General features: G+C 60.5%; 16 protein-coding genes and 2 pseudogenes. 8 read left to right on the forward strand and 10 right to left on the reverse strand.

All coding sequences use genetic code 11. The features are described 5' to 3' along the window. The coding region (locus tag DT057_RS27995; RefSeq protein ID WP_276469430.1) for a TCP-1/cpn60 chaperonin family protein at positions 1 to 536 on the forward strand (536 nt) is incomplete at its 5' end. Positions 537 to 1,765: 1,229 nt separating this feature from the next. Here the strand turns inward: DT057_RS27995 and DT057_RS28000 are convergent. Both DT057_RS28000 and DT057_RS28005 read right to left on the reverse strand, forming a co-directional pair. Continuing rightward, the gene (locus tag DT057_RS28000) at positions 1,766 to 2,140 is read right to left on the reverse strand and encodes a cupin domain-containing protein (protein WP_128565368.1); all 375 of its coding nucleotides are present in this window, start codon (positions 2,138 to 2,140) and stop codon (positions 1,766 to 1,768) included. Beyond that, positions 2,140 to 2,745, reverse strand: coding sequence for a LysE family translocator (locus DT057_RS28005; protein ID WP_128565369.1), 606 nt, complete (start codon positions 2,743 to 2,745; stop codon positions 2,140 to 2,142). The genes DT057_RS28000 and DT057_RS28005 overlap by 1 nt, the downstream gene beginning before the upstream one ends. Before the next feature lie 98 nt (positions 2,746 to 2,843). Between DT057_RS28005 and DT057_RS28010 the strand changes: the two genes are divergently transcribed. After that, complete coding sequence (locus DT057_RS28010) at positions 2,844 to 3,713, forward strand: LysR family transcriptional regulator (protein ID WP_128565370.1); 870 nt, start codon at positions 2,844 to 2,846, stop codon at positions 3,711 to 3,713. A 234-nt stretch (positions 3,714 to 3,947) separates the two neighbouring features. On the opposite strand, the gene bdcA is transcribed toward DT057_RS28010, so the two are convergent. After that, positions 3,948 to 4,661 carry an SDR family oxidoreductase gene (gene bdcA / locus DT057_RS28015; RefSeq protein ID WP_128565371.1) on the reverse strand — a complete coding sequence of 238 codons (714 nt, stop codon included), beginning with the start codon at positions 4,659 to 4,661 and terminating at the stop codon, positions 3,948 to 3,950. Positions 4,662 to 4,736: 75 nt separating this feature from the next. Here bdcA and DT057_RS28020 point away from each other — a divergent pair, with 75 nt between their 5' ends. Together DT057_RS28020 and DT057_RS36965 are read left to right on the forward strand one after the other, a co-directional pair. Then, positions 4,737 to 5,327 (forward strand): TetR/AcrR family transcriptional regulator, encoded by a 591-nt coding sequence (locus tag DT057_RS28020; protein WP_128565372.1) that lies wholly within the window; start codon positions 4,737 to 4,739, stop codon positions 5,325 to 5,327. 103 nt (positions 5,328 to 5,430) lie between these two features. Next, on the forward strand, positions 5,431 to 5,649 hold the full coding sequence (locus tag DT057_RS36965; protein WP_238313507.1) for a hypothetical protein: 219 nt from the start codon (positions 5,431 to 5,433) through the stop codon (positions 5,647 to 5,649). Positions 5,650 to 5,703: 54 nt separating this feature from the next. Here the strand turns inward: DT057_RS36965 and DT057_RS37310 are convergent, their stop codons facing one another. After that, positions 5,704 to 5,829: a hypothetical protein gene (locus DT057_RS37310; RefSeq protein ID WP_269153032.1), complete on the reverse strand. Its 126-nt coding sequence runs from the start codon at positions 5,827 to 5,829 to the stop codon at positions 5,704 to 5,706. A gap of 223 nt (positions 5,830 to 6,052) precedes the next feature. On the opposite strand from DT057_RS37310, the gene DT057_RS28030 reads away from it, so the two are divergent. Further along, a complete protein-coding gene (locus tag DT057_RS28030; RefSeq protein ID WP_128565374.1) occupies positions 6,053 to 6,250 on the forward strand; it encodes a hypothetical protein in 198 nt (65 codons plus the stop codon). 60 nt (positions 6,251 to 6,310) lie between these two features. Here DT057_RS28030 and DT057_RS28035 read toward each other — a convergent pair whose 3' ends face one another. The 6 genes from DT057_RS28035 to purU all read right to left on the reverse strand — a co-directional run bounded on the left by DT057_RS28035 (position 6,311) and on the right by purU (position 13,215). Continuing rightward, positions 6,311 to 7,303, reverse strand: a complete 993-nt coding sequence (locus tag DT057_RS28035) for an SDR family oxidoreductase (RefSeq protein WP_128565375.1) — start codon at positions 7,301 to 7,303, stop codon at positions 6,311 to 6,313. 268 nt (positions 7,304 to 7,571) lie between these two features. Then, on the reverse strand, positions 7,572 to 8,939 hold the full coding sequence (locus tag DT057_RS28040) for an MFS transporter (protein WP_128565376.1): 1,368 nt from the start codon (positions 8,937 to 8,939) through the stop codon (positions 7,572 to 7,574). A gap of 58 nt (positions 8,940 to 8,997) precedes the next feature. Further along, complete coding sequence (locus DT057_RS28045; RefSeq protein ID WP_238313505.1) at positions 8,998 to 10,056, reverse strand: LysR family transcriptional regulator; 1,059 nt, start codon at positions 10,054 to 10,056, stop codon at positions 8,998 to 9,000. After that, the gene (gene folD, locus DT057_RS28050) at positions 10,031 to 10,924 is read right to left on the reverse strand and encodes a bifunctional methylenetetrahydrofolate dehydrogenase/methenyltetrahydrofolate cyclohydrolase FolD (protein ID WP_128565377.1); all 894 of its coding nucleotides are present in this window, start codon (positions 10,922 to 10,924) and stop codon (positions 10,031 to 10,033) included. The genes DT057_RS28045 and folD overlap by 26 nt, the downstream gene beginning before the upstream one ends. A gap of 20 nt (positions 10,925 to 10,944) precedes the next feature. Further along, positions 10,945 to 12,222 carry a glycine cleavage T C-terminal barrel domain-containing protein gene (locus tag DT057_RS28055; protein ID WP_128565378.1) on the reverse strand — a complete coding sequence of 426 codons (1,278 nt, stop codon included), beginning with the start codon at positions 12,220 to 12,222 and terminating at the stop codon, positions 10,945 to 10,947. A gap of 117 nt (positions 12,223 to 12,339) precedes the next feature. Beyond that, positions 12,340 to 13,215, reverse strand: coding sequence for a formyltetrahydrofolate deformylase (gene purU / locus DT057_RS28060; RefSeq protein WP_128565379.1), 876 nt, complete (start codon positions 13,213 to 13,215; stop codon positions 12,340 to 12,342). A 464-nt stretch (positions 13,216 to 13,679) separates the two neighbouring features. Here purU and DT057_RS36970 point away from each other — a divergent pair. The 3 genes and pseudogenes from DT057_RS36970 to DT057_RS28070 form a co-directional block, all read left to right on the forward strand. Beyond that, positions 13,680 to 13,826, forward strand: a pseudogene (locus DT057_RS36970) (recombinase family protein); the annotation flags it as partial. Positions 13,827 to 13,835: 9 nt separating this feature from the next. Further along, positions 13,836 to 14,000 (forward strand): annotated as a pseudogene (locus DT057_RS36975) (DUF3303 family protein); the annotation flags it as partial. Positions 14,001 to 15,928: 1,928 nt separating this feature from the next. Further along, positions 15,929 to 19,059: beta strand repeat-containing protein (locus DT057_RS28070; RefSeq protein WP_420870334.1), on the forward strand; the 3,131-nt coding region annotated here is incomplete at its 3' end.

The raw sequence follows: 19,059 nt of genomic DNA on the forward strand, positions 1-19,059 counted from the left end.
CCAAGCTCGCGGGCGGCGTCGCGGTGATCCGGGTCGGCGGCGCGACCGAAGTCGAGGTAAAAGAGCGGAAAGACCGCGTCGACGACGCTATGCACGCCACGCGTGCGGCGGTGGAGGAGGGCATCGTTCCCGGCGGCGGCGTCGCGCTCCTGCGCGCCAAGGCGGCGGCGCAGGGGCTGAAGAGCGACAACCCAGACATCCAGGCCGGCATCAAGATCGTCCTGAAGGCCCTTGAGGCCCCGATCCGCCAGATCGCGGAGAATGCTGGTGTCGAGGGCTCGATCGTGGTGGGCAAGATCACTGAGAATTCCTCGGCGAGCTACGGCTTCGACGCTCAGACTGAGAAGTATGTCGACCTCGTTGAGGCTGGCATCGTCGATCCGGGGAAGGTGGTTCGCGCTGCTCTCCAGGATGCCGCCTCCGTGGCGGGCCTGCTCGTCACCACCGAAGCGATGGTGGCCGACGCTCCGAAGAAGGAGGCTCCGCCGCCCGTGCCAGGCGGCGGTATGGGCGGCATGGGCGGCATGGATTTCTGATCGCCCCAAGCCAACCGAGCGAGGGCCGCCGAAGCGGCGGCCCTTTACCGCAGATGTTTGACAATCAAGAACTCCGAGAGAGCCGGACAACGCTCTCCCGCCATGCCGTTGCAGCTCTCAAGCCCCATGACCTAACCGGACTGAAAACACTCCATCACTACGGGCCCGCACACATTTCAGTAGGAGTTTCTCTGGCAGAACGTTCCAACCAGCAAAAGCTGGCATGTGATACCGGCGCGCGGGGCCTGTTGGAAAACTCTCCGAGGCTTGTCGGCTGCTCTACTTCTAGTATGCGGGCAAGTGCGACAACCCCATATAATATCTGATCGGCGTGGAATACACGCGCCGAACTGAGTTTTTCAACAGGCCCAGCGCAGCAGTATAAGAACAATGACGGCATACTGTAGCGATTTCGCATAAGAGCGGCTTATGAAACCAGCTGGGGAGCTGAGGAGGAGCCCGGCCTACCAGTGCCGTGTTCTATCGGGGTGACAGGTGTTCAGGTGTTCTCGATAGAGCCTAACGTGACCTCAAGTCGCCGTCGCGAACCGGACCAGTTCCGCAGGGGTGCCACTCTTTGGGGCTCCAGGTCACACCAAAACGATCGTAGCACCACCCAGCCTGAAATAGGCTCCGCGAGAGTGCAACTTGATGAGCGCAAGCTTCGCTTACGCCTCCCGAGGCTTGACAATCGCGTGCCGCCTTCGCTTCCGCAGCCACGAGCTGCTCCACGTTCACTTTCGAGGCCGCAGCAGGAGCAACAAGAAGCATGAAAGCAAGTAATATGTGGCGCATCTCGATATTTTGTCCAAAATCTAAAGATTGAAGAGTTATTTTCCATCGCCAAGTTGCAAGGAGCCCATTGATTTTCTCCAACACGTACAGCCGCGGTCTTAGGACCCTCAATGCGGTTCGCAAGGATCACGCCTCACGAACAAGAGGGAAGGTGCAGCGTGATCGAACGCTCAGAACACAAATCGCAAGGCGCTGCCATCAACTGGGATCGTGGTGCCGCTGATGTAGCTCACAGGCCCGGAAGCATGAAATGCGATCAACGCCGCCGCCTCTAGCGGCTCGCCGAAACGACCGGCCGGTGCGGCACGGCGATGCTCTCGAATAGTGCGTTATGGCATCCAGTGGACGTCTATTCGGGAGAAGTGACCGCCTGCTAGCCGGCGGCGACGCTCGAGGCGCCTCGTCGGACGGGTCAGCCACCCGCCTAGCTGAGTTCAGCTCTCTGCGCGTTGCTGCTCGATCGTCTTCGTCCGGGGGGTCTGGACGTCTCCCGTGTGTTTGGTCGTCACCGTCTCGATCAGCACGATCCAGCATTCCTCGTCTGCGACCGGGTTGTGCAGCACCCCCTTTGGCACCACGCAGAAATCGCCCTCGTTCAGGACAGTCTCGCGCGCACCCTCAAATTGGATCCGCAGGCGCCCGCGCACGACTTGGAACAGCTCGTCCTCCGCGTCGTGACGGTGCCATGCCAATTCGCCAAGAAGCTTGGCGACCTTCACGTACTGGTCGTTCACGCGTCCGACTACCTTCGGCGACCAGTGTTCCGTCACCTTATCCAGCGCCTTGAGCAGATTGACGGGATCCATCATCACGCACCTCCCGTGGGTTCGAACCAGATCGGCACGACCGAGAGGGCGAGCAGCCCGCCCAGTGCGACGTTGAGCGCGCGCCACTGCGCATCGCTGCGCATGGCACGGGCGAGGAAAAGCCCGGCCGCGCACCACAGTGAGAGAGAGAGCAGGGCGAAGAGGCCGAACACTGCGCCAAGAAGCGCGCCGAGCCGCACCGGCCCGTCGGCGAGTTCTGCGAAGGAGGCAGCGGCCCCCAGCGTCATGGCCCAACCCTTCGGGTTGTGCCAGAGCATCCACACGCCCGCGACGAAGCCGATCGGCCGCGCGTCGGGCGCGCGATGCGGCGACCCCCGTCGGGCGGTCTGCCAAGCCAGCCACAGGAGATAGGCCGAGCCTGCGGCCTTCATCACCAAGGCGAGCGACGGCGCGGCGAGCAGGACGCTGGCAAGGCCGAGTGCCGCGAGTGCCGCCATCGAGGCAAGACCCGAGGCGATCCCCCCGATCAGCGGCAGTGAACGTCGAAAGCCGAAGTTCGCGCCTGAGACGGTGGCGAGCGTTGTCGCTCCACCCGGACTGATGGTGGCAATGAGGACGAACAGCAACAGCGGAGCGAGGGTAGCCATGGCGGGGAACTCGACGGAACGTGCTTGGCCATAGCCGCTGCGCCAGTTCCATCGAAACTAATATTGCTAAACTAACGAATTAGCGCTTCTAATATGGCATGAGCCGCAACCTCGACCTCGCCTTGCTGCGCACCTTCGCCGCCGTTGCCGACCAGCGCAGCATGACGGGCGCAAGTCACGTCGTGCATCTGACGCAAGGCGCGGTGAGCCAGCAGATCGCCCGGCTCGAGGAACTGGTCGGCGATGCGCTGCTTTGGCGCGAGCCGCGTGGCCTGCGCCTGACGCCGGCAGGCGAGCGCCTGCTCGGCCGTGCGCGCACGCTGCTCGCGCTCAACGACGAGATCTGGTCGGAGATTGAGGGGGGCGTCGTTGCCGGGCCAGTGCGGCTTGGTCTGCCCTACGACCTTGTCGGCACGCACGTCGCGCCTGCGCTCAAGCATTATTGCGAAGCCTTCCCGCAGGTCGATCTCACGCTCGTCTGCCTGCCGTCGCCGGACCTCCTGGCCACGGTCCACAACGGACAGCTCGACGTCGCCGTCGTCGAGGAGCCACTCGGGGCCGAGAGCGGCGAGACGCTGGCGGTCGATCGCCTTGTCTGGGTCGGAGCGCGCGGGGGACGCGCGCACGGCCGGACACCGCTGCCGCTCTCGCTGGTGGCCGAGACCTGCGTGTTCCGTCCGCCAGTGCAGTCCGCGTTGGCGCGGCAGGGACGGGCGAGCCGCCCGGTGTTCGAGAACGGTGGGCTCGACGCGACGCGTGCCACGGTGCGCATGGACCTTGCAGTCTCGGCGTGGCTGGCAACGACTGTGCCGGGTGACCTTGCCATCTTACCGCCAGAGGTCGGATTGCCGGAACTGCCCTCCTTCGCAGTCACCCTGCACGTCGCCCCGGCCGCGCGAGGTAAGGCGTTCCATGAACTGTCGCGTCATCTGCGCGAGGCTATAGCCCGGCTGCATTTATCCGCGTGATCGAGGCCTTTGTAAAGCCTAGCAGACATAGATGAATACGCCAGACTTGGCCGAAGGCAGTTGAATATAAAGGATGGAATGCGGTCCGGTCGCCTCCGCGACCACTTGTGTCTGAAGCCGACGTGGGCGGGTGGCGTTCGGCACCAACGGCTTGGAACTCGCCCGCGCGGCGAAGTCGTGGAGCAGACCGGCTTGACCGGAGCGGTTGGTGCCCCGGTCCTCGTCACGGTAGGATCAGGCGCCAAAGCCACCGTCGATCGTGTGCATCGCCCCGGTGACGAAGCTCGCCTCCGGCCCTGCCAGCCAAGCCACCATCCCCGCCACATCCTCCGGACGCCCATGACGCTTGAGGGCCATCACGGCGTGTTGGATGTCCCGCATCGGACCGTCGGCCGGGTTCAGGTCCGTGTCGATGGGGCCGGGCTGCACGACGTTCACCGTGATCCCACGTGGCCCGAAGTCCCGCGCCAGACCCCGCGCCATTCCCTGCAAGGCCGACTTGCTCATCGCGTAGGCCGACAGGCCCGGAAAGGGAATTCGGTCTCCATTAACCGAGCCGATCACGATGATCCGTCCGCCCTCCGGCATGCGCCGTGCAGCCTCTACGGCGGCGTGGTAGGGCGCGTTCACGTTGATCCGGATCAGTCGGTCTACAGCGTCCGGGTCCTGCTCCAGCGGATCGCCGAAGGCTCCCACCCCTGCATTCACTACGAGCACATCCAACGGCCCGCTCTCGCGCACTCGCGCGATGACCGCGTCTCGGTCCGCGCTGTCCGTCATCACCGCGGTGGTGCCCGTTTCCGCCGCCAGCCGTTCCGCTGCGTCCTGCGAGCCGGCATACGTGAAGGTCACAGACGCGCCATCCGCTGCGAAGCGCCGCACGATCGCCGCCCCGATCCCCCGGCTTCCACCGAGTACGAGAACGGATTTGCCCTGAAAATCGGCCATCAGGCTCTCCTTGAGGTTCAACCTAGTGGCCGCTACATAAATCAAGTGAATGCCTGGTCAAGCTATTTTGTATCGATGCCTACAAAATCAAATCGCCCTCGTGGGCGTCCCCGCCGCTTTGACCCCGACCAGGCTGTCGCCACCGCTCAGCGCCTCTTTCACGCCCGTGGCTACGACGCCGTCAGCGTCGCCGACCTCACCGAGGCGCTCGGCATCAACCCTCCCAGCTTCTACGCCGCCTTCGGAAGCAAGGCCGGCCTCTACGCCCGCACCCTCTGTCGCTACACCGAAAGCGAGGGCGTCCCTCTGGCCGAGCTCCTACGCCCTGGCCGCCCCGTGGCCGAGGCCCTCGCCGCCGTGCTGGAGGAGTCCGCCCGCCGCTACGGTGCTGATCCTGCCACCGCCGGGTGCCTCGCCATCGAGGGTGCTCGCTGCAACGACCCAGAGGCACGGGAGGCCGCCCGTGCCCTTACCGCGGCGGCTGAGGACACCATTCGCTGCTTCGTCGCAGCCACTCACCCGGCGGCGGCCGAATGCCTAGCCGACTATGTCGTGACCATGATGACCGGCCTCTCCACGATGGCCCGCGAGGGTCATGACCTGGACCGCCTCCTCGCCACGGCCCGTTTCGCCAGCCTCGTCCTCGCACACACGCTTCCTGCCTGAGCGCGTCGATGAGCAATGCTTCGTTAGCTGTGCCAGGGGTTGTCATCTTCGGCGTCGCATAATCCACGAGCGCCCGCAGGGCCGTGCTCTGCTGGGGGATCGGGTGGAAGACCAGACGGATCGGCGCGGGCGCAGGTTCGAAGCCGCAAAGGAGCAGTTCAACGACATGTCACTGCTCGCATTCGGTGTCTTCTTCCTTACCGATGCAGCAATGCTGGTGAAGGTCTCCGGGCGTGATCGGCATGTCCGAGCGCGCGAGGTAGCTCGGCGCAGCACAGAGCAGCCGTTGCATCTCGCCGAGCTTGACAGCGACGAGGCCTAAGGCGGGCAGCGGCGCCGCGGCGGACCGGAACGTCCACCCCCCCCTCGACGAGGTTCACACACGGTTGAGTAGGAGCACGCGCGCACCGATCGAAGACCTGCTCGAATTGCCTCTGGTCATGAGCGCGACATCGACCACGGACAGGTGCTCGAGGCGCTCGCGCAACTGGTCCAGGGCCATCGTAGGTCGCTCTCTGTCAGAGGCACCTACCCCCGACATGAAGAGGGCGCGGGTCCCGATGAGGAGACCCGCACCCTAGTTGCTCTGAAGGTACTCGGCGCACGCTACACCGCGCCGGTTGGATGGGGAAGCTCAGGCTTCCTCGTTCGCTTGAAGACCCGCTCAGGCAGTCCGGGTTCGGCGCTATGGCCTTGCCCTCGCCGAGGCAACCGGAAGCCCACGAATGGCCATTAGGGATTTGGAAACCCTTGACCTGCTGACTGCCGTCTACGTCGTTCTCTGCAAAGGGGTCGCCATGTCAGATGGTTCGCTGCTCCTGCACGTCGCTGCATCGCTGGCGTTCGTCGCTGCCGCTGGTCGCGGTATCGGGTGGGCTCTGGATGCCTGGGTTCGGCTTGCCCCGACCAATGTGAAGCACTGAGGCGGTAGCTCGGTCCGCCTTCAGCTCGCGAACCGCATCGGCTCACTCCAGCGACAGGCTTCACGGGCCACCGCGGCCGCCCACAGCTCCAAACACCTGACCCGTCGAGTAGCTCGCCTCGTCGGAGGCAAGAAGCACGTAGATGCCGGCGATCTCCGCCGGTTGGCCAGGTCGGCCGATCGGAGTCTCTCCGCCAAAGGTCGGCAATGTGCCGGGCAGCTTGCCACCACTCACCTGAAGGGGCGTCCAGAAGGGACCCAGAGCCACCGCGTTCACACGGATCCCCTTTGCTGCAAGCTGTTTGGCCAATCCTTTCGAGAAATTCGCGACGACGGCTTTCGTGGCCGCGTAGTCGATCAGGGTCTCGGATGGTTCGTAGGCATTCACCGAAGAGGTGTTGATGATCGCCGACCCCCGTTGCAGATGTTTCATCGCCGCCTTGGTGATCCAGAACATTGCGTAGACGTTCGTCTGGAACGTCTGGTCGAAATCCTCATCCGAGATGTCGGTGATCGACTCAGCCGCCTTCTGGTAGACGGCGTTGTTGACCAGGATGTCGAGGCCGCCGAGCTCGCGCGTCGCGTCTTCGACGAGCTTGCGGCAGAACGCCTTGTCACGGATGTCGCCGGGCAGCGGGATGGCCTTGCGGCCGGCTGACCGGATCAGATCGACGACCTCGCGGGCATCCGGCTCCTCGACGGGCAGGTAGTTGAAGGCGATGTCGGCACCCTCACGGGCAAAGGCGATGGCCGCGGCTCGCCCGATGCCCGAGTCCGCACCGGTGAGCAGGGCCTTACGGCCAGCTAGCCGCCCGGATCCCTTGTAGCTGGTCTCGCCGTGATCGGGTCGCGGACTCATCTGGCTGGCGAGGCCCGGCCAGGGCTGCTCCTGGTCCTGGAAGGGTGGCTTCGGGTACTCGGAGACCGGCTTGCGGATGCTCTCGGCTGCGGCTGCCTGCGCCTGTGTGGGTTCGAAGGCGGTCCCGCCAAGGGCAGCGATGCCGGTGAGACCGCCCATGAGGCGGCGGCGTGACGGATCGAAGGTGTCTGACATGGAGCTCTGCTCCCTAACTCGGACGAAGGTTCGCGGATCAACGCGCGGCCTTCTGCGAGGGAGCACTTCAGATCCCACTTCGTTTCGCTACTCGCATAAGCTCGGCGTATGGAACGAGAGAAGCTGCAGGCTGCGAACATGTTTGGTTCTGCGATTTCAATGTGATCTGGTTGCCGCAGGTGCACACAATCATCCGAAGTGACGCGTCGCCGAATATAGAAAAGGCCGCCCAAAGGCGGCCCTCGTTCATCTCTCTGTTCCTAGGCTGTCAGGCCTGACCGTAGCTATGCCCGCGCAGAGATGCGGCGTGAAGATTGACGACACCAACAGCAGTGAAGGTCAGCACCAGGCAAATCACGATTACGCTAAAAAAGGCCTCCGAACCATAGCTGAGGGCCGCCGAGCCAACGTAGGCGCTAACGATCGCACCTGCCCGTCCGAAACCGGCCGCAGCTCCGACCCCCGTCGAGCGGATCGATGTCGGATAGACATGCGTGGCCAAGGCGTACAACGAACCCTGCGCTCCAAGGAGGAAGAACCCCTCGACGAAGAGAAGCGGCATTAACAAGGACTGGCTGGAGGCGGATAGCGGGATTAGGGAGAGGGCCGCAGCCCCGAGCGCAGCAGCGCCAGCCATAGTCAGGATGCCGGTCCGTGAGCCATATCGCCCGATAGCCCACGCCGCAGCAACACAGCCGGCGACGCCACCGAAGTTGAAAAGGGACAAGCCGAGGCTGGCCAGCTTGACATCGATCCCCTTACTCGTCAGCAGCGTCGGCGCCCACGCGTAGAGGACGTAGACTGGCAGGAGACAGAAGAAAAAAGCCACCCACAGCGCAAGAGTGCTGCGCCGGTAATCATCCTTGAACAGGGCGCCGAACGAAGCTCGGGCGACGGCTGCGTCACGCTGATCGACGAAACTGCTTCCCACTGGCACGGCAACGCCGAGGGCGCGCACCGATGCTTCCAGGCGCCCTCGATCTGCGCCCCGACGCAGGAGGTATTGCGGAGACTCGGGCAATGCCGCCGCGAGGAGCAGCGCGACCAGCATCGGCGTCAACCCGCTTACCACGAACAGGCTGCGCCAGCCGGAGGTCGGCAGCAGCTGCGCCGCGAGAAGGCCGCCGATCATGCCGCCGATCGGAATGCAGACGATGCCGAGCATCACCGACAAGCTGCGCCGACGCTTCGGTGTGAACTCAGCAATCAGCGTGGTTGCTGCCGGCAAGGCTCCTCCAAGGCCGAGACCGGCGAGGAAACGATACAAGCTGATTTCGAAAGGACTGTGCGCCAGCGCGATCGCCGCTGTTGCAAGTCCGAAGAGGATGACGGACCCGACCAAAGCGATCTTGCGGCCCATCCGGTCGCCGAGGACTCCGCCCAGCGGCGTGCCAATCGTCATGCCGACGTAGCCAAGGGCAAGCGCCGGCGCAAAGTCGCTTCGGGTCACGCCCCATTCCGCCATCATTGACGGGATGGCGAAGCCGAGGATCTGATTGTCCAGCCCATCAAGAATGATGGCTAGCGCGCACAGCAGCAGGACCTGTTTGCGCGAACTGGTCCACGCACCGTCATCAACAAGCAAGCCGAGATCGACCGCCGGGCTGGTGCCCGACGTTACAGGTGCAATACTCATCGTCGTTCCTCCAAGGTGAACCTATAAGCCGCGAACTACGCCTGACGGGCGCCCGCGATCAGTTATTGATTAATCCAGCATAGTCAGGCGTCATCGCAAGCAGAGGATCACGGCCACGTAGTTGCTGATTGATGATTGTGCGCAACCAGCGAACGGCCGGGTCATTCTCACGCCGTCTGTGCCAGAACTGCTTGAGCCGGATGTTGGGAACCACAAACGGAGGCGGGACCATCTTCAGGCCGGTTCCGGCGTACCAAGCCCCGAGCGAGGCCGGTACGATCGCCACCATATCGCTGTTGGCGATCAGCTGCGGTACACTCATGAAATGGTTCATTTGCAGTAGCACACGCCGTTCAAACCGCAATTCACGCATGCGGCGCTCAACAATCTCCTGGCTGCGCCCCTGTTCATTCACTACCAGGTGATCGGCTGCCAGGAACTGCTCCAGGCTCACGGTCGAACCTATGGTCGGATGATCCTGACGCACAATGCAGGTGAACGGATGCTCGACAAGATTGTCTTCGGCGATGCTCGGCGATGAGAGGTCGGGAAAATAACCGATAGCGACATCGACATCGCCCCGATCCAGGGCGTCGCCGAGTTCGCGATGATGCATGGTTACACAGCGCAGACTTGCCTTGGGGGCCTGTGCTCGCAGACAGCGCAGCAGCGGCGGAACAAAGACAAGCACACCAATATCCGACGTTGTGATCGTGAACACGCGCTCGCTGTTGGCGGCATCGAAGGTCGGCTTGCGCAGGATGTCGCGATCGATGGCTTCCAAAACGGCCCGGACGGGACCGATGATATCCTCCAGAAATGGCGTCGGCCGCATGCCACGGCCTGTTCTGAGAAACAGCTGATCTCCGAAGAAGGCGCGCAGCTTGGCAAGATTGCCACTGGCCACCGGCTGGCTCATGCCGAGGCGCCGGGCGGCGGCCGAAAGATTTTTCTCCCGTTCGAGCACATCCAGCATCAGCAGGAGATTGAGATCCAGCCGCCGGATATCCATTATGCCGATCCTGGTGTCAGGGATGGTGCCCTGAAAGCGTACCACGCAGCCAGATGGTGCCGCGCCCGTCGCCAGAAGATCAGGCGTAAGACCGGGATCCCACATGGGTCTGGAGCCTCCGCGCCGCCGTAAGGGTATTCGCCAGCAGCTGGGCGATCGTCATCGGACCGACGCCGCCGGGGACCGGCGTGATGGCGCCGGCAACCTCCACGGCTTCGTCGAAGGCCACATCGCCAACCAGGCGGGTCTTGCCGGAAGGGAGCGCGATCCGCGTAATCCCAACATCGATGACGGTGCTGCCGGGCTTGATCGTCTGGCCGCGGATCAGACCGGGCACCCCCGTCGCCACCACCAGGATGTCGGCTTCACGCGTCCGTTGGGCCAGATCCGTCGTCAGATGATGCGCAATCGAGACGGTGCAACCCGCCTGCAGCAGGAGCCGCGCCATCGGACGGCCGACCACGTTCGAAGCCCCCACCACTAGCGCCCCTAGTCCGGCGAGATCGGTGCGGACTGAACGGATCAGGCGCATGACACCGAGCGGTGTGCAGGGCACGAGACCGTTCGCAGCGCCGCTCGCGACGCGCCCGACATTGAGCGGATTGAAGCCGTCGACGTCCTTCTCGGGCGCGATCGCATCGACGATCGCGGCCGGATCGATCTGAGCCGGCAGGGGAAACTGGACCAGGATCCCGTGGACGGTGGGATCCCGGTTCAGCTTCTGCACGAGGGCGAGAAGTTCGCCCTCGCTGACGTCCGCCGCCAGATCGTGGCGGACCGAGTGCATCCCCACCGCTTCAGTTTGGCGGACTTTATTGGCCACATAGACGTGGCTGGCTGGATCGTTGCCGACCAGCACGACCGCGAGACCAGGGCGAGGTCCACCAGAGGCGAGGAAGGCCTCCACGCCTTCGGCGACTTCCTGGCGGACCGTCGCAGCAAGCGCCGTCCCGTCGATGATCTGGGCAGGCATGATCAAGCCATTCGTGGGGGTTAGACTTTGGACAGATCGGCGCGCCGATTGTCCTGCTTGTACGGGGCGGGAGCCACCTTGGCGCGGATCACCTTCTGACGGTCGCCGGGATTGCCCCAGATCACCTCAACATCCGTGCCGATCTCTGCATGAGCAACGTCGATCACACACAGAGAGAGCATCTCCTTGAAATAGTAACTGTAGCCGCGCGACGTTGCGACGCCGATTTCGCGATCGCCCAGAAGCACCTTGTCCGCATACATGAAGCCGCGCTGATCGCGAGGCATTTCCATGAACTGATATGGCTTCTGATCTTTACGGAACAGGGAGGCATAGACATCAGCGACATCATCACCGTTCCACACCAGCGTCCGCATCACGCGACGCGGGTTGGCAACCTCATCCTCAAGCGCCTTGCGCCCGATGAAATCATGATCGAACTTGATGTTTTTGCCCCAGCCGAGTTCGACAGGGCTGCGATACCAGGCGCTGATATCATCAGCTTCGAAGCTGCCGGCCACGTTGAACGTCGAGGCAAAAGCCGGCATAGCGGCGCGGAACTCGGCAAGGTATTCCGCCATCTCGGCCCCGAAGATACCGGGCAGATAATCGGTGACGATCGTCGGGAAGCAGGCTTCCAGGTGATTGATGAACGCAGCCCTGCCGCCGAGTTTCTTGAGACCGAACTCTTGGCCGACCGAGATCAAATGCTCATAAACTTGAGGCGCCTCAGCGATCGGTCCCTGAAGTTCGAAGCCAATCTCGCCTGACATGCCCTGTCGCAGCGCGAGCATTCGGCAGCCGGCGATCTCGATCTCGCCGGAGCGCATGAACTTGATGTCGCGCAGGTTGGCGCCGGATGCCTTCTCTAGCAGCGCCAGTGCCGTCGGTCCCGCCACCTGGAAGTTGAACCAATCGTCCGCCTCCGAAGTGACACTGTAATTGCCGTTCCGGCGGATGTAATCAACCCAGAATGTCCCACGCCCGAACAACATATACTCGTCATCAGACAGGCGTGTCAGGATGCCTTCGGCAATGACCTTGCCAGCTTGGTTGGTGTGTGTAACGTGCTTCGACTGGAGGACATCAAATTTAGCGAAGCTGTTAATCGACGTATCGCTGAACAGCTTGAGGGCATCCGGCCCTTTGAAGCGGCGTTCCCAGAGAAACGACCAGTCGCCGATCGAACACGTCTCTTTCCAAGACATACTCTCGTCGATCCAATCTGTGTACTCGGGCATCCCCCAGCGGCTCGTGAAGTAGCCTTCTGGGACCTTGCGCAAATTGGACGGCAACATGTTTTTCCTCCGGATTTTGTAAGTTCTGGTTCTGACCGTCGATGATCCCACTTCATCGATAGCGGCTTCCAGGAAGACTGGTTGGTCCGGCCTGGACGTAGCGAATTGGCGCAAGGCTCAGTTGGCGAAAACGACAGTCCGTTCGCCGTTGAGCATCACACGGTCCTGCAAGAACAGGCTCACGGCCCGAGACAGGACGCGGCGTTCGATGTCTCGGCCTTTGCGCACGAGATCGTCAGGCGTATCCCGGTGCGTGACGCGCTCGGCGTCTTGCTCGATGATCGGGCCCTCATCAAGGTCAGCCGTGACAAAGTGGGCCGTCGCGCCGATCAGCTTCACGCCTCGGGCATGGGCTTGGTGATAGGGCTTGGCGCCCTTGAAGCCGGGCAGAAAACTGTGATGGATGTTGATGCACCGGCCTGAGAGGAAAGCAGACAGGTCGTCGGACAGGATCTGCATGTAGCGGGCGAGAACCACTAGGTCGGTCCCGGCTTCATTCACGATAGCCTTGATCCTGGCTTCCTGCTCCGGTTTGTTGCCCTTGTTAATTGGTAGATGGTAGAACGGGATCTCCCTGATTAGGCTCACGCTCAGAGCGTCGCGCGGATGATTGCAGATAATTCCGACCACATCCATGGCGAGTTCGCCGAGCCTGTGCCGATAAAGCAAGTCGCCAAGGCAGTGGTCAAATTTGGAGACACAAAGTACAACTTTCTTGCGCTCGGTCTTATCGCGAAGCAGCCACTGCATGTCGAAACGCGCGGCGACCGGAGCGAAAGCGTGCCTCAGCGTGGCAGCAGCATCAAGTTCAGCTGTAAACTCGATGCGCATGAAGAAACGGCCGCTTTCCGCATCTTCAAACTGTTCTGCTTCAACGATGTTCGCGCTTTGCTCATATAAGCAGGCCGAAACCTGGGCAACAATGCCAGCTTTGTCCCGGCACGACAGTGAGAGAATATAACGAGCTGAGCCCGGTTGAAATAACTCTGGCATAGATCGTCCTCCCACAAGCTGTGCTTCCACAGATTGGACTGTGTTTATTCGGTTTATGCTTCTTGATTAGCCAATGATATCCGGGAGGGTGATATTGGCCAGTGGTTATTTTCAAATACGAACTATCTGAAAATCAGATATCACAGCGACGGTGACGCCGACGGACCTGGACAGGTATGTTTGCAGGATGGTGCGGTAACGTACGGTGGGCGCGGGCTTCAACACGGCCTGTGAGGTCGTGCAAAGGGGGATTTTTTCGCGGCCGATTGAACGGTTGCTTTAGCTCTTGAGCAGCAGCCGGCGTGACTTGATCGCATTGTCCAGAAAACGACCATTTTCCTTACACTGATGAGTGCCACCCCAGTTGACGCTCTTGACGCGAGAGCGCAGGGCGGCCGCCGATGTCAGGAAAGCGTGACAGGAAAACTTCTGCCAGGAATACCCTCCTGTGGCACTACTCTGACATGCTCATCGGCTACGCTCGCGTCTCCACCACCGACCAGAACCTCGACCTCCAGCGCGACGCTCTCACCGGCGCTGGCTGCTCGCGCACCTTCGAGGAGAAGAAGTCCGGCAAGGCCGGCAGCAAGCGGCCCGAGTTCGAGGCCGCGCACGAGCCGAGCTTCGCGCGCTGCTGTCAGCTCATGTGCTGTCACGATCTTCGCCTCTTGCAGGAACGGGTGCTGGGCTGGCGTGGGACTGGGGTGACGTTCAAGATCGCTCCTGTCGTCCCGAACCACGACATGCGCAAGACGGTTATGACCGTCCTCGACCAAGCCAACTGATCCCGATGGCCACTACAACCTCAAACAACTGCAAGCTTCGGGCTCGAAACAAGACGCTTTGTCCCCCTGCAGTTAGGCTGTACCTCCAAGTAAGCTCTTAACGTGAACCCTGTAACTAATCAAAGAGGGATCAAGCAAAAAATTCGGCGAAGATTTTGTTAGACAAGCCTAATCCCATAATATTTGTTGATCAGAATGCATCATTTTTCTAAACAAATACACCAGGATTTTTGGGCTGTCCGACTTTCAAGCGCCGTAAGGCTCACTGAAACTAGGAAGTTCATACTAGATGCTTATTCCTATAAAATATAAGTGGCAACATCATATCTTCTCAAATGTGAAATATGCCAAATAATAGTATAGAGCCTATGACGCGACCATACAAAGTTTGTTATTATTAATCAACAGTGCATTGTGATATTATAAGTGCTTTGCAGCGTCAACTTTCATTTTTCTACGACAGAAAAACAGCTTCGATTTTGATTATCTAGCACCATCTCAAGATAGATCAATAACAGTATTTGCAATATGCAGGCAATACTTTGATATAGGATCGGATTTTCGACTTGCGCCTAGGTAATATGTTGCTTAATTGCAACGCTATCTATTCGAATCATCATGGACGAGGTTATGAGCGTAGCTTTGCGAGCAGCTTCTGTAACAATGCAGAAAAGGTTTGAGGGGGAAGAGCCATGGGGCAACAAGGTTCAGGGTTGGACGTGCTGCGGGGAGTGCTGCTGGGCGGGACAGCATTATCGCTCGTGACCCTGTTAGGACCGACAGTGGGAATGGCCCAGACAGCTGGCGCCTGCGTGCCAGTCCAAGGAAGCACGACGGTCCCAACGGCAACCTGCGGACCGGGGAATTTTAACATAGGTGTGAGATATAGCGTAGCAAGTCCAAGTTTTACGCTCAACCTTGTCCCAAATACAGTAATCAATGCTCCTACCTCTATAGAGGGATCTGCGGTGTACGCACCTGCAGTGTCCGTTGATGGCGGACCTTCATCTTTAGTTAATATCAATAGCCCCTTGGGAAATGCATTTCTTGGATCTGACGGTATCGCAGCAAGTGGTGCGTCTACAAATATAAATTCATCTGGTGACATATACGCGCTGGCTAATACTGGGATAAGTTTTACCCAGAGCAGCAACACGGCTAGCAATACCAATAGTATTGCGATAAGAAGCGCTGGCACGATATATTCTCCTTTCACAGGTATATTCAGCCAATCACAAGATAATGCAAATATAATAAACCAAGGAACAATCACTGTTGGAACACGAACAATCGACACGCCACAATTTGGACGTGTTTTAGTGCCGGGTAATCCACAAGGGGGATCCGGCATCGCGGTTAGTTCTGCTAGTGCAGTAAATGTGCAAAATGACGGAGAAATCATCACCGAGAACGTGGGTATCAATGCTAATGGTGCCTCCGTATCGGTGACAGGTTCCGGTCGCGTAACGAGCAACAGTAATGCTATAAGGGCTCAAGCTGGACTGGGTATAGTTGGCCAGCCTCTTATAGCTATCAGTGGTTCAGGCGATGTAAGCGCGATTAGCACTGGCAATTTGAATTTCGGTGCCGCGATATCTGTCGGAGGTGGGGGCCCTTCGAGTGTCGGCGACATCATAATTAATCGATCCGGCGCGGTGACCGGTAGTTATGGCGGGATATCTGTTTTCAATAATGGTGCAGGTGCGGTCTTGGTGACCGATACGGGTGCAGTACAGGGTAACAATGGCATAGGAATCGAGATTGGTTCGAACAATGGAGGTGCTGTCACATTAGCTCCCGCATCAAGTGTAGTAGGTACCTTTGGTATTTCTGTCACTTCTGTAATCGGTGGGGCTGTAAATATCACTACAGCTGGTGCAGTTACGGGCACTGACGGTGCTGGCATAAGGGCATCAGTGACAAATGACGTGATGCGCATCACGGCAAATGGGAATGTGACTGGCACGACCGGCGGCATTGATGCCCGAGCTCAGTTTGGTGCCGCCACGATCATCGTAACCGGCACAGGTGCTGTGCAGGGCAACGCCGGAGCTGGCATTCTAGCCGCTTCGCAAGGCGGCGCCGTCACCGTCATGCCCGCCTCAAGCGTGATCGGCACCTTCGGTATCACAGCCTCTACTATTGGCGCTGGTGCTGTGATGGTCACTACGGCCGGTGCCGTCACGGGCACAGGCACGAACGGTGTTGGCATCCAAACCCGTGCTGTCGATGGAGCTACAGTGGTTACGGCCAACGCCAGCGTGGCTGGCACGGCAGCGGGCATTGATGCGCAAACCAGCGGTGCAGGTACAGTTAGTGTGGGCGGCTCAGGCGCGGTTACGAGCACTACGGGAGTCGGCATTAATGCGACATCTTCAGGCGTCGGCACGGCTGCCCAGCCTCTTGTCACCGTCGGCGGCACGGGAGATGTCAATTCAACCAGCTATTACGGCATCGTAGCCGCAGCTACCAACCGGGCAGCTGTCGGTGACGTGCTCGTTAGCCGCTCCGGCGCAATAAGCGGGGGTGCCGGCGGTATTCAGGCCACGAACGCCGGAACTGGTTCGGTCGTAGTGACCGGCACAGGTGCTGTGCAGGGCAACACCGGTGCTGGTATTCTGGCCACTTCGCAAGGCGGCACCGTCACTGTCATGCCTGCCTCTAGCGTGGTGGGTACTTTCGGTATCCAAATCTCTACCATTGGCGCTGGTGCCGTTACGGTGACCACGGCCGGTGCACTCGCGGGCACGAGCAGTGCTGGCATTCAGACCCAGGCTGTCGATGGAGCCACGATGGTCACGGCTAACGGCAGCGTGACTGGCACGACCTCAGGCGTTGATGCCCAAGCCAGCGGCGCAGGTACAGTCAGCGTAGGTGGCTCAGGCGCGATCACAAGCTCCGCGGGAACGGGCATCAATGCGACCTCTGCAGGTATCGGAACCGCTGGCCAAGCGATCGTTACCGTCAGCGGCCCGGGCGATGTCAATGCAACTGGCGGCTACGGCATCATAGCGAAAGCCACTAACCAGGCGGCTGCCGGTGATGTGCTCGTCAGCCGCTCCGGCACCGTAATTGGGACCGCAGGCGGCATTCAGGCCACGAACGCCGGAACTGGTTCGGTCGTAGTGACTGGTACGGGTGCCGTGCAGGGCAACAATGGTGTTGGCATTCTGGCCAACGCGCAGGGCGGCGCTGTCACTGTCATGCCCGCCTCTAGCGTGGTTGGTACCTTCGGTATCCAAGCTTCCTCGATAGGCGCTGGTGCTGTGACCGTCTCCACGACCAGTGAGGTCAGAGGTACCAGTGATACCGGTATCCAAACCCGCGCTGTCAATGGCGCAACAATGATCACCGCAAACGGTAACGTGACAGGTGCAATCTCTGGCATCAATGCCAATGCCAGCGGCTCAGGCACGATAGACGTTACCAACTCGGGCCAGCTCACGGCGGGTCTGGGTATAGCGGCGAATTCTGAGAGGGTAGGTGCCACCACGGTGGTTAACCGTGGCAGCATTGGTAGCGCCACTGTCGGCATCGCAGCCGCCTCGAACGGCCTTGTGAATGTCAGGAATGAGCCAGGAGGACAGATCACCTTCGGCAAATACGGCCTCGTTGCTGGCGGCAATGCTGTCACGGTGACAAACCTCGGCACGGTCACTCAGGACACGTCACTGCCGAACCAACTCACGCAGGCGCAGATCAGCAGCCTGCCGCCTCGCTACCAGCAGAGCATCTCGACCAGCGATACTTCAACGGCGGGCGTGTTCGCGGCCGGCGCAACTTCCCTGGTGATCAACAATGGCGGTACCATCAACACGCTATCGGGGAATGGTATCCTCGGAAGCGCAGTAGCACCTGGCGCCGTCACGTTCACCAACTCCGGGACCGTGACGGCCGGCAGCACTGGCCTTTTCGCCCGCACCACATCGACCAGCAACATCACCATTGCCAACAGCGGCACGATCACGGCCGGTACCGGCATCCTGGTCAATCATCTGTCAACTACAGGAACGAGTTCTGGCTCAGCCGTTCAGAGCGGTACCACCCTCGTTACCAACGCGGCCAGCGGCCAGATCCGAGGTGGCGCGCGCGGCGTCGACGTCACCACATACAACGGGGCTATTACGTTCCAGAACGCAGGCGCGATCTCCGGCAACCAGGCTGCCGTCTTCAACAACAACTACAATTACCAGAGTACTGCGCTTGTCCCGACGAGCTTCACGCGGTCATCATCAACGCTCACGATCGAGAACTTGGCTGGCGCCACGATCAGCGCTGCGACCGACGAGGCTCTGCGGGCAGGCTGGACGGGTCCCGTCAACATCTCAAACGCGGGTACCATTACAGGCTTCGTGGCCCTCGGCCCGAATTCCTCTTCCGCCTCAAGGCCTGCCGGAGTGACTGGCCCTGTAGCCTTCAACAACCTAGCTGGCGGCGTCTTTGCGGCGCGCGGCAATAGCAGCTTCAATAATGGGGCCGATGCGGTCTTTACCAACCAAGGCACTGTCTCGCTAGCGCCCAGTAGCAGTCCTTCCAACATCATCTTTAGTGGCCTATCCGAGTTCCGCAATGCTGGCTTGATTAATCTTGCCACCGGTCAAGCTAATAACACGCTCACCATCAATGGCAATTACATTGGCCAGAACGGTCGGCTGAATGCGGAATTTTCCACTCAAGCGAACACGGGCGACAAGCTCATCATCAATGGAAACGCATCAGGGGCCACTGCCATTACGGTTACTAACCTAACCGGCGCTGTACCTTTCAAAGTAGGTGCGCCGGTCGTCGTGGTGAACGGCACCATCTCCGGTAATGCATTTACGCTAGAGAGCCTTCAGAACTTTGGCACCCTCCAACCTGTGCTAGTAACGAACACTGCTTCATCAAGCGCCAATGTTTCTCTTGCTCAGCAAGCTACCTCGGTGCCTCCCACAAAGTCGACAGATTCACAAACCGTGTCGGTTGTCACCGTACCCACTGCTCTAGCACTTTCAGGCCCAACTGCGGTGATCGCCTCGCGCACGATCGCGTTCCAGGGCGGCACCGCGGTGCTCGACCG

Origin of the sequence: Methylobacterium crusticola, from assembly GCF_003574465.1 — a bacterium.
Taxonomy (GTDB): domain Bacteria; phylum Pseudomonadota; class Alphaproteobacteria; order Rhizobiales; family Beijerinckiaceae; genus Methylobacterium; species Methylobacterium crusticola.

Excerpts from the sequence above, each read along its gene's own strand:
- DT057_RS28000 (WP_128565368.1), bottom strand. The coding sequence starts at position 2,140 with ATGATGGATCCCGTCAATCTGCTCAAGGCGCTGGATAAGGTGACGGAA.
- DT057_RS28005 (WP_128565369.1), bottom strand. The coding sequence starts at position 2,745 with ATGGCTACCCTCGCTCCGCTGTTGCTGTTCGTCCTCATTGCCACCATC.
- DT057_RS28010 (WP_128565370.1), top strand. The coding sequence starts at position 2,844 with ATGAGCCGCAACCTCGACCTCGCCTTGCTGCGCACCTTCGCCGCCGTT.
- bdcA (WP_128565371.1), bottom strand. The coding sequence starts at position 4,661 with ATGGCCGATTTTCAGGGCAAATCCGTTCTCGTACTCGGTGGAAGCCGG.
- DT057_RS28020 (WP_128565372.1), top strand. The coding sequence starts at position 4,737 with ATGCCTACAAAATCAAATCGCCCTCGTGGGCGTCCCCGCCGCTTTGAC.
- DT057_RS37310 (WP_269153032.1), bottom strand. The coding sequence starts at position 5,829 with ATGGCCCTGGACCAGTTGCGCGAGCGCCTCGAGCACCTGTCCGTGGTC.
- DT057_RS28030 (WP_128565374.1), top strand. The coding sequence starts at position 6,053 with ATGGCCATTAGGGATTTGGAAACCCTTGACCTGCTGACTGCCGTCTAC.
- DT057_RS28035 (WP_128565375.1), bottom strand. The coding sequence starts at position 7,303 with ATGTCAGACACCTTCGATCCGTCACGCCGCCGCCTCATGGGCGGTCTC.
- DT057_RS28040 (WP_128565376.1), bottom strand. The coding sequence starts at position 8,939 with ATGAGTATTGCACCTGTAACGTCGGGCACCAGCCCGGCGGTCGATCTC.
- DT057_RS28045 (WP_238313505.1), bottom strand. The coding sequence starts at position 10,056 with ATGTGGGATCCCGGTCTTACGCCTGATCTTCTGGCGACGGGCGCGGCA.
- folD (WP_128565377.1), bottom strand. The coding sequence starts at position 10,924 with ATGCCTGCCCAGATCATCGACGGGACGGCGCTTGCTGCGACGGTCCGC.
- DT057_RS28055 (WP_128565378.1), bottom strand. The coding sequence starts at position 12,222 with ATGTTGCCGTCCAATTTGCGCAAGGTCCCAGAAGGCTACTTCACGAGC.
- purU (WP_128565379.1), bottom strand. The coding sequence starts at position 13,215 with ATGCCAGAGTTATTTCAACCGGGCTCAGCTCGTTATATTCTCTCACTG.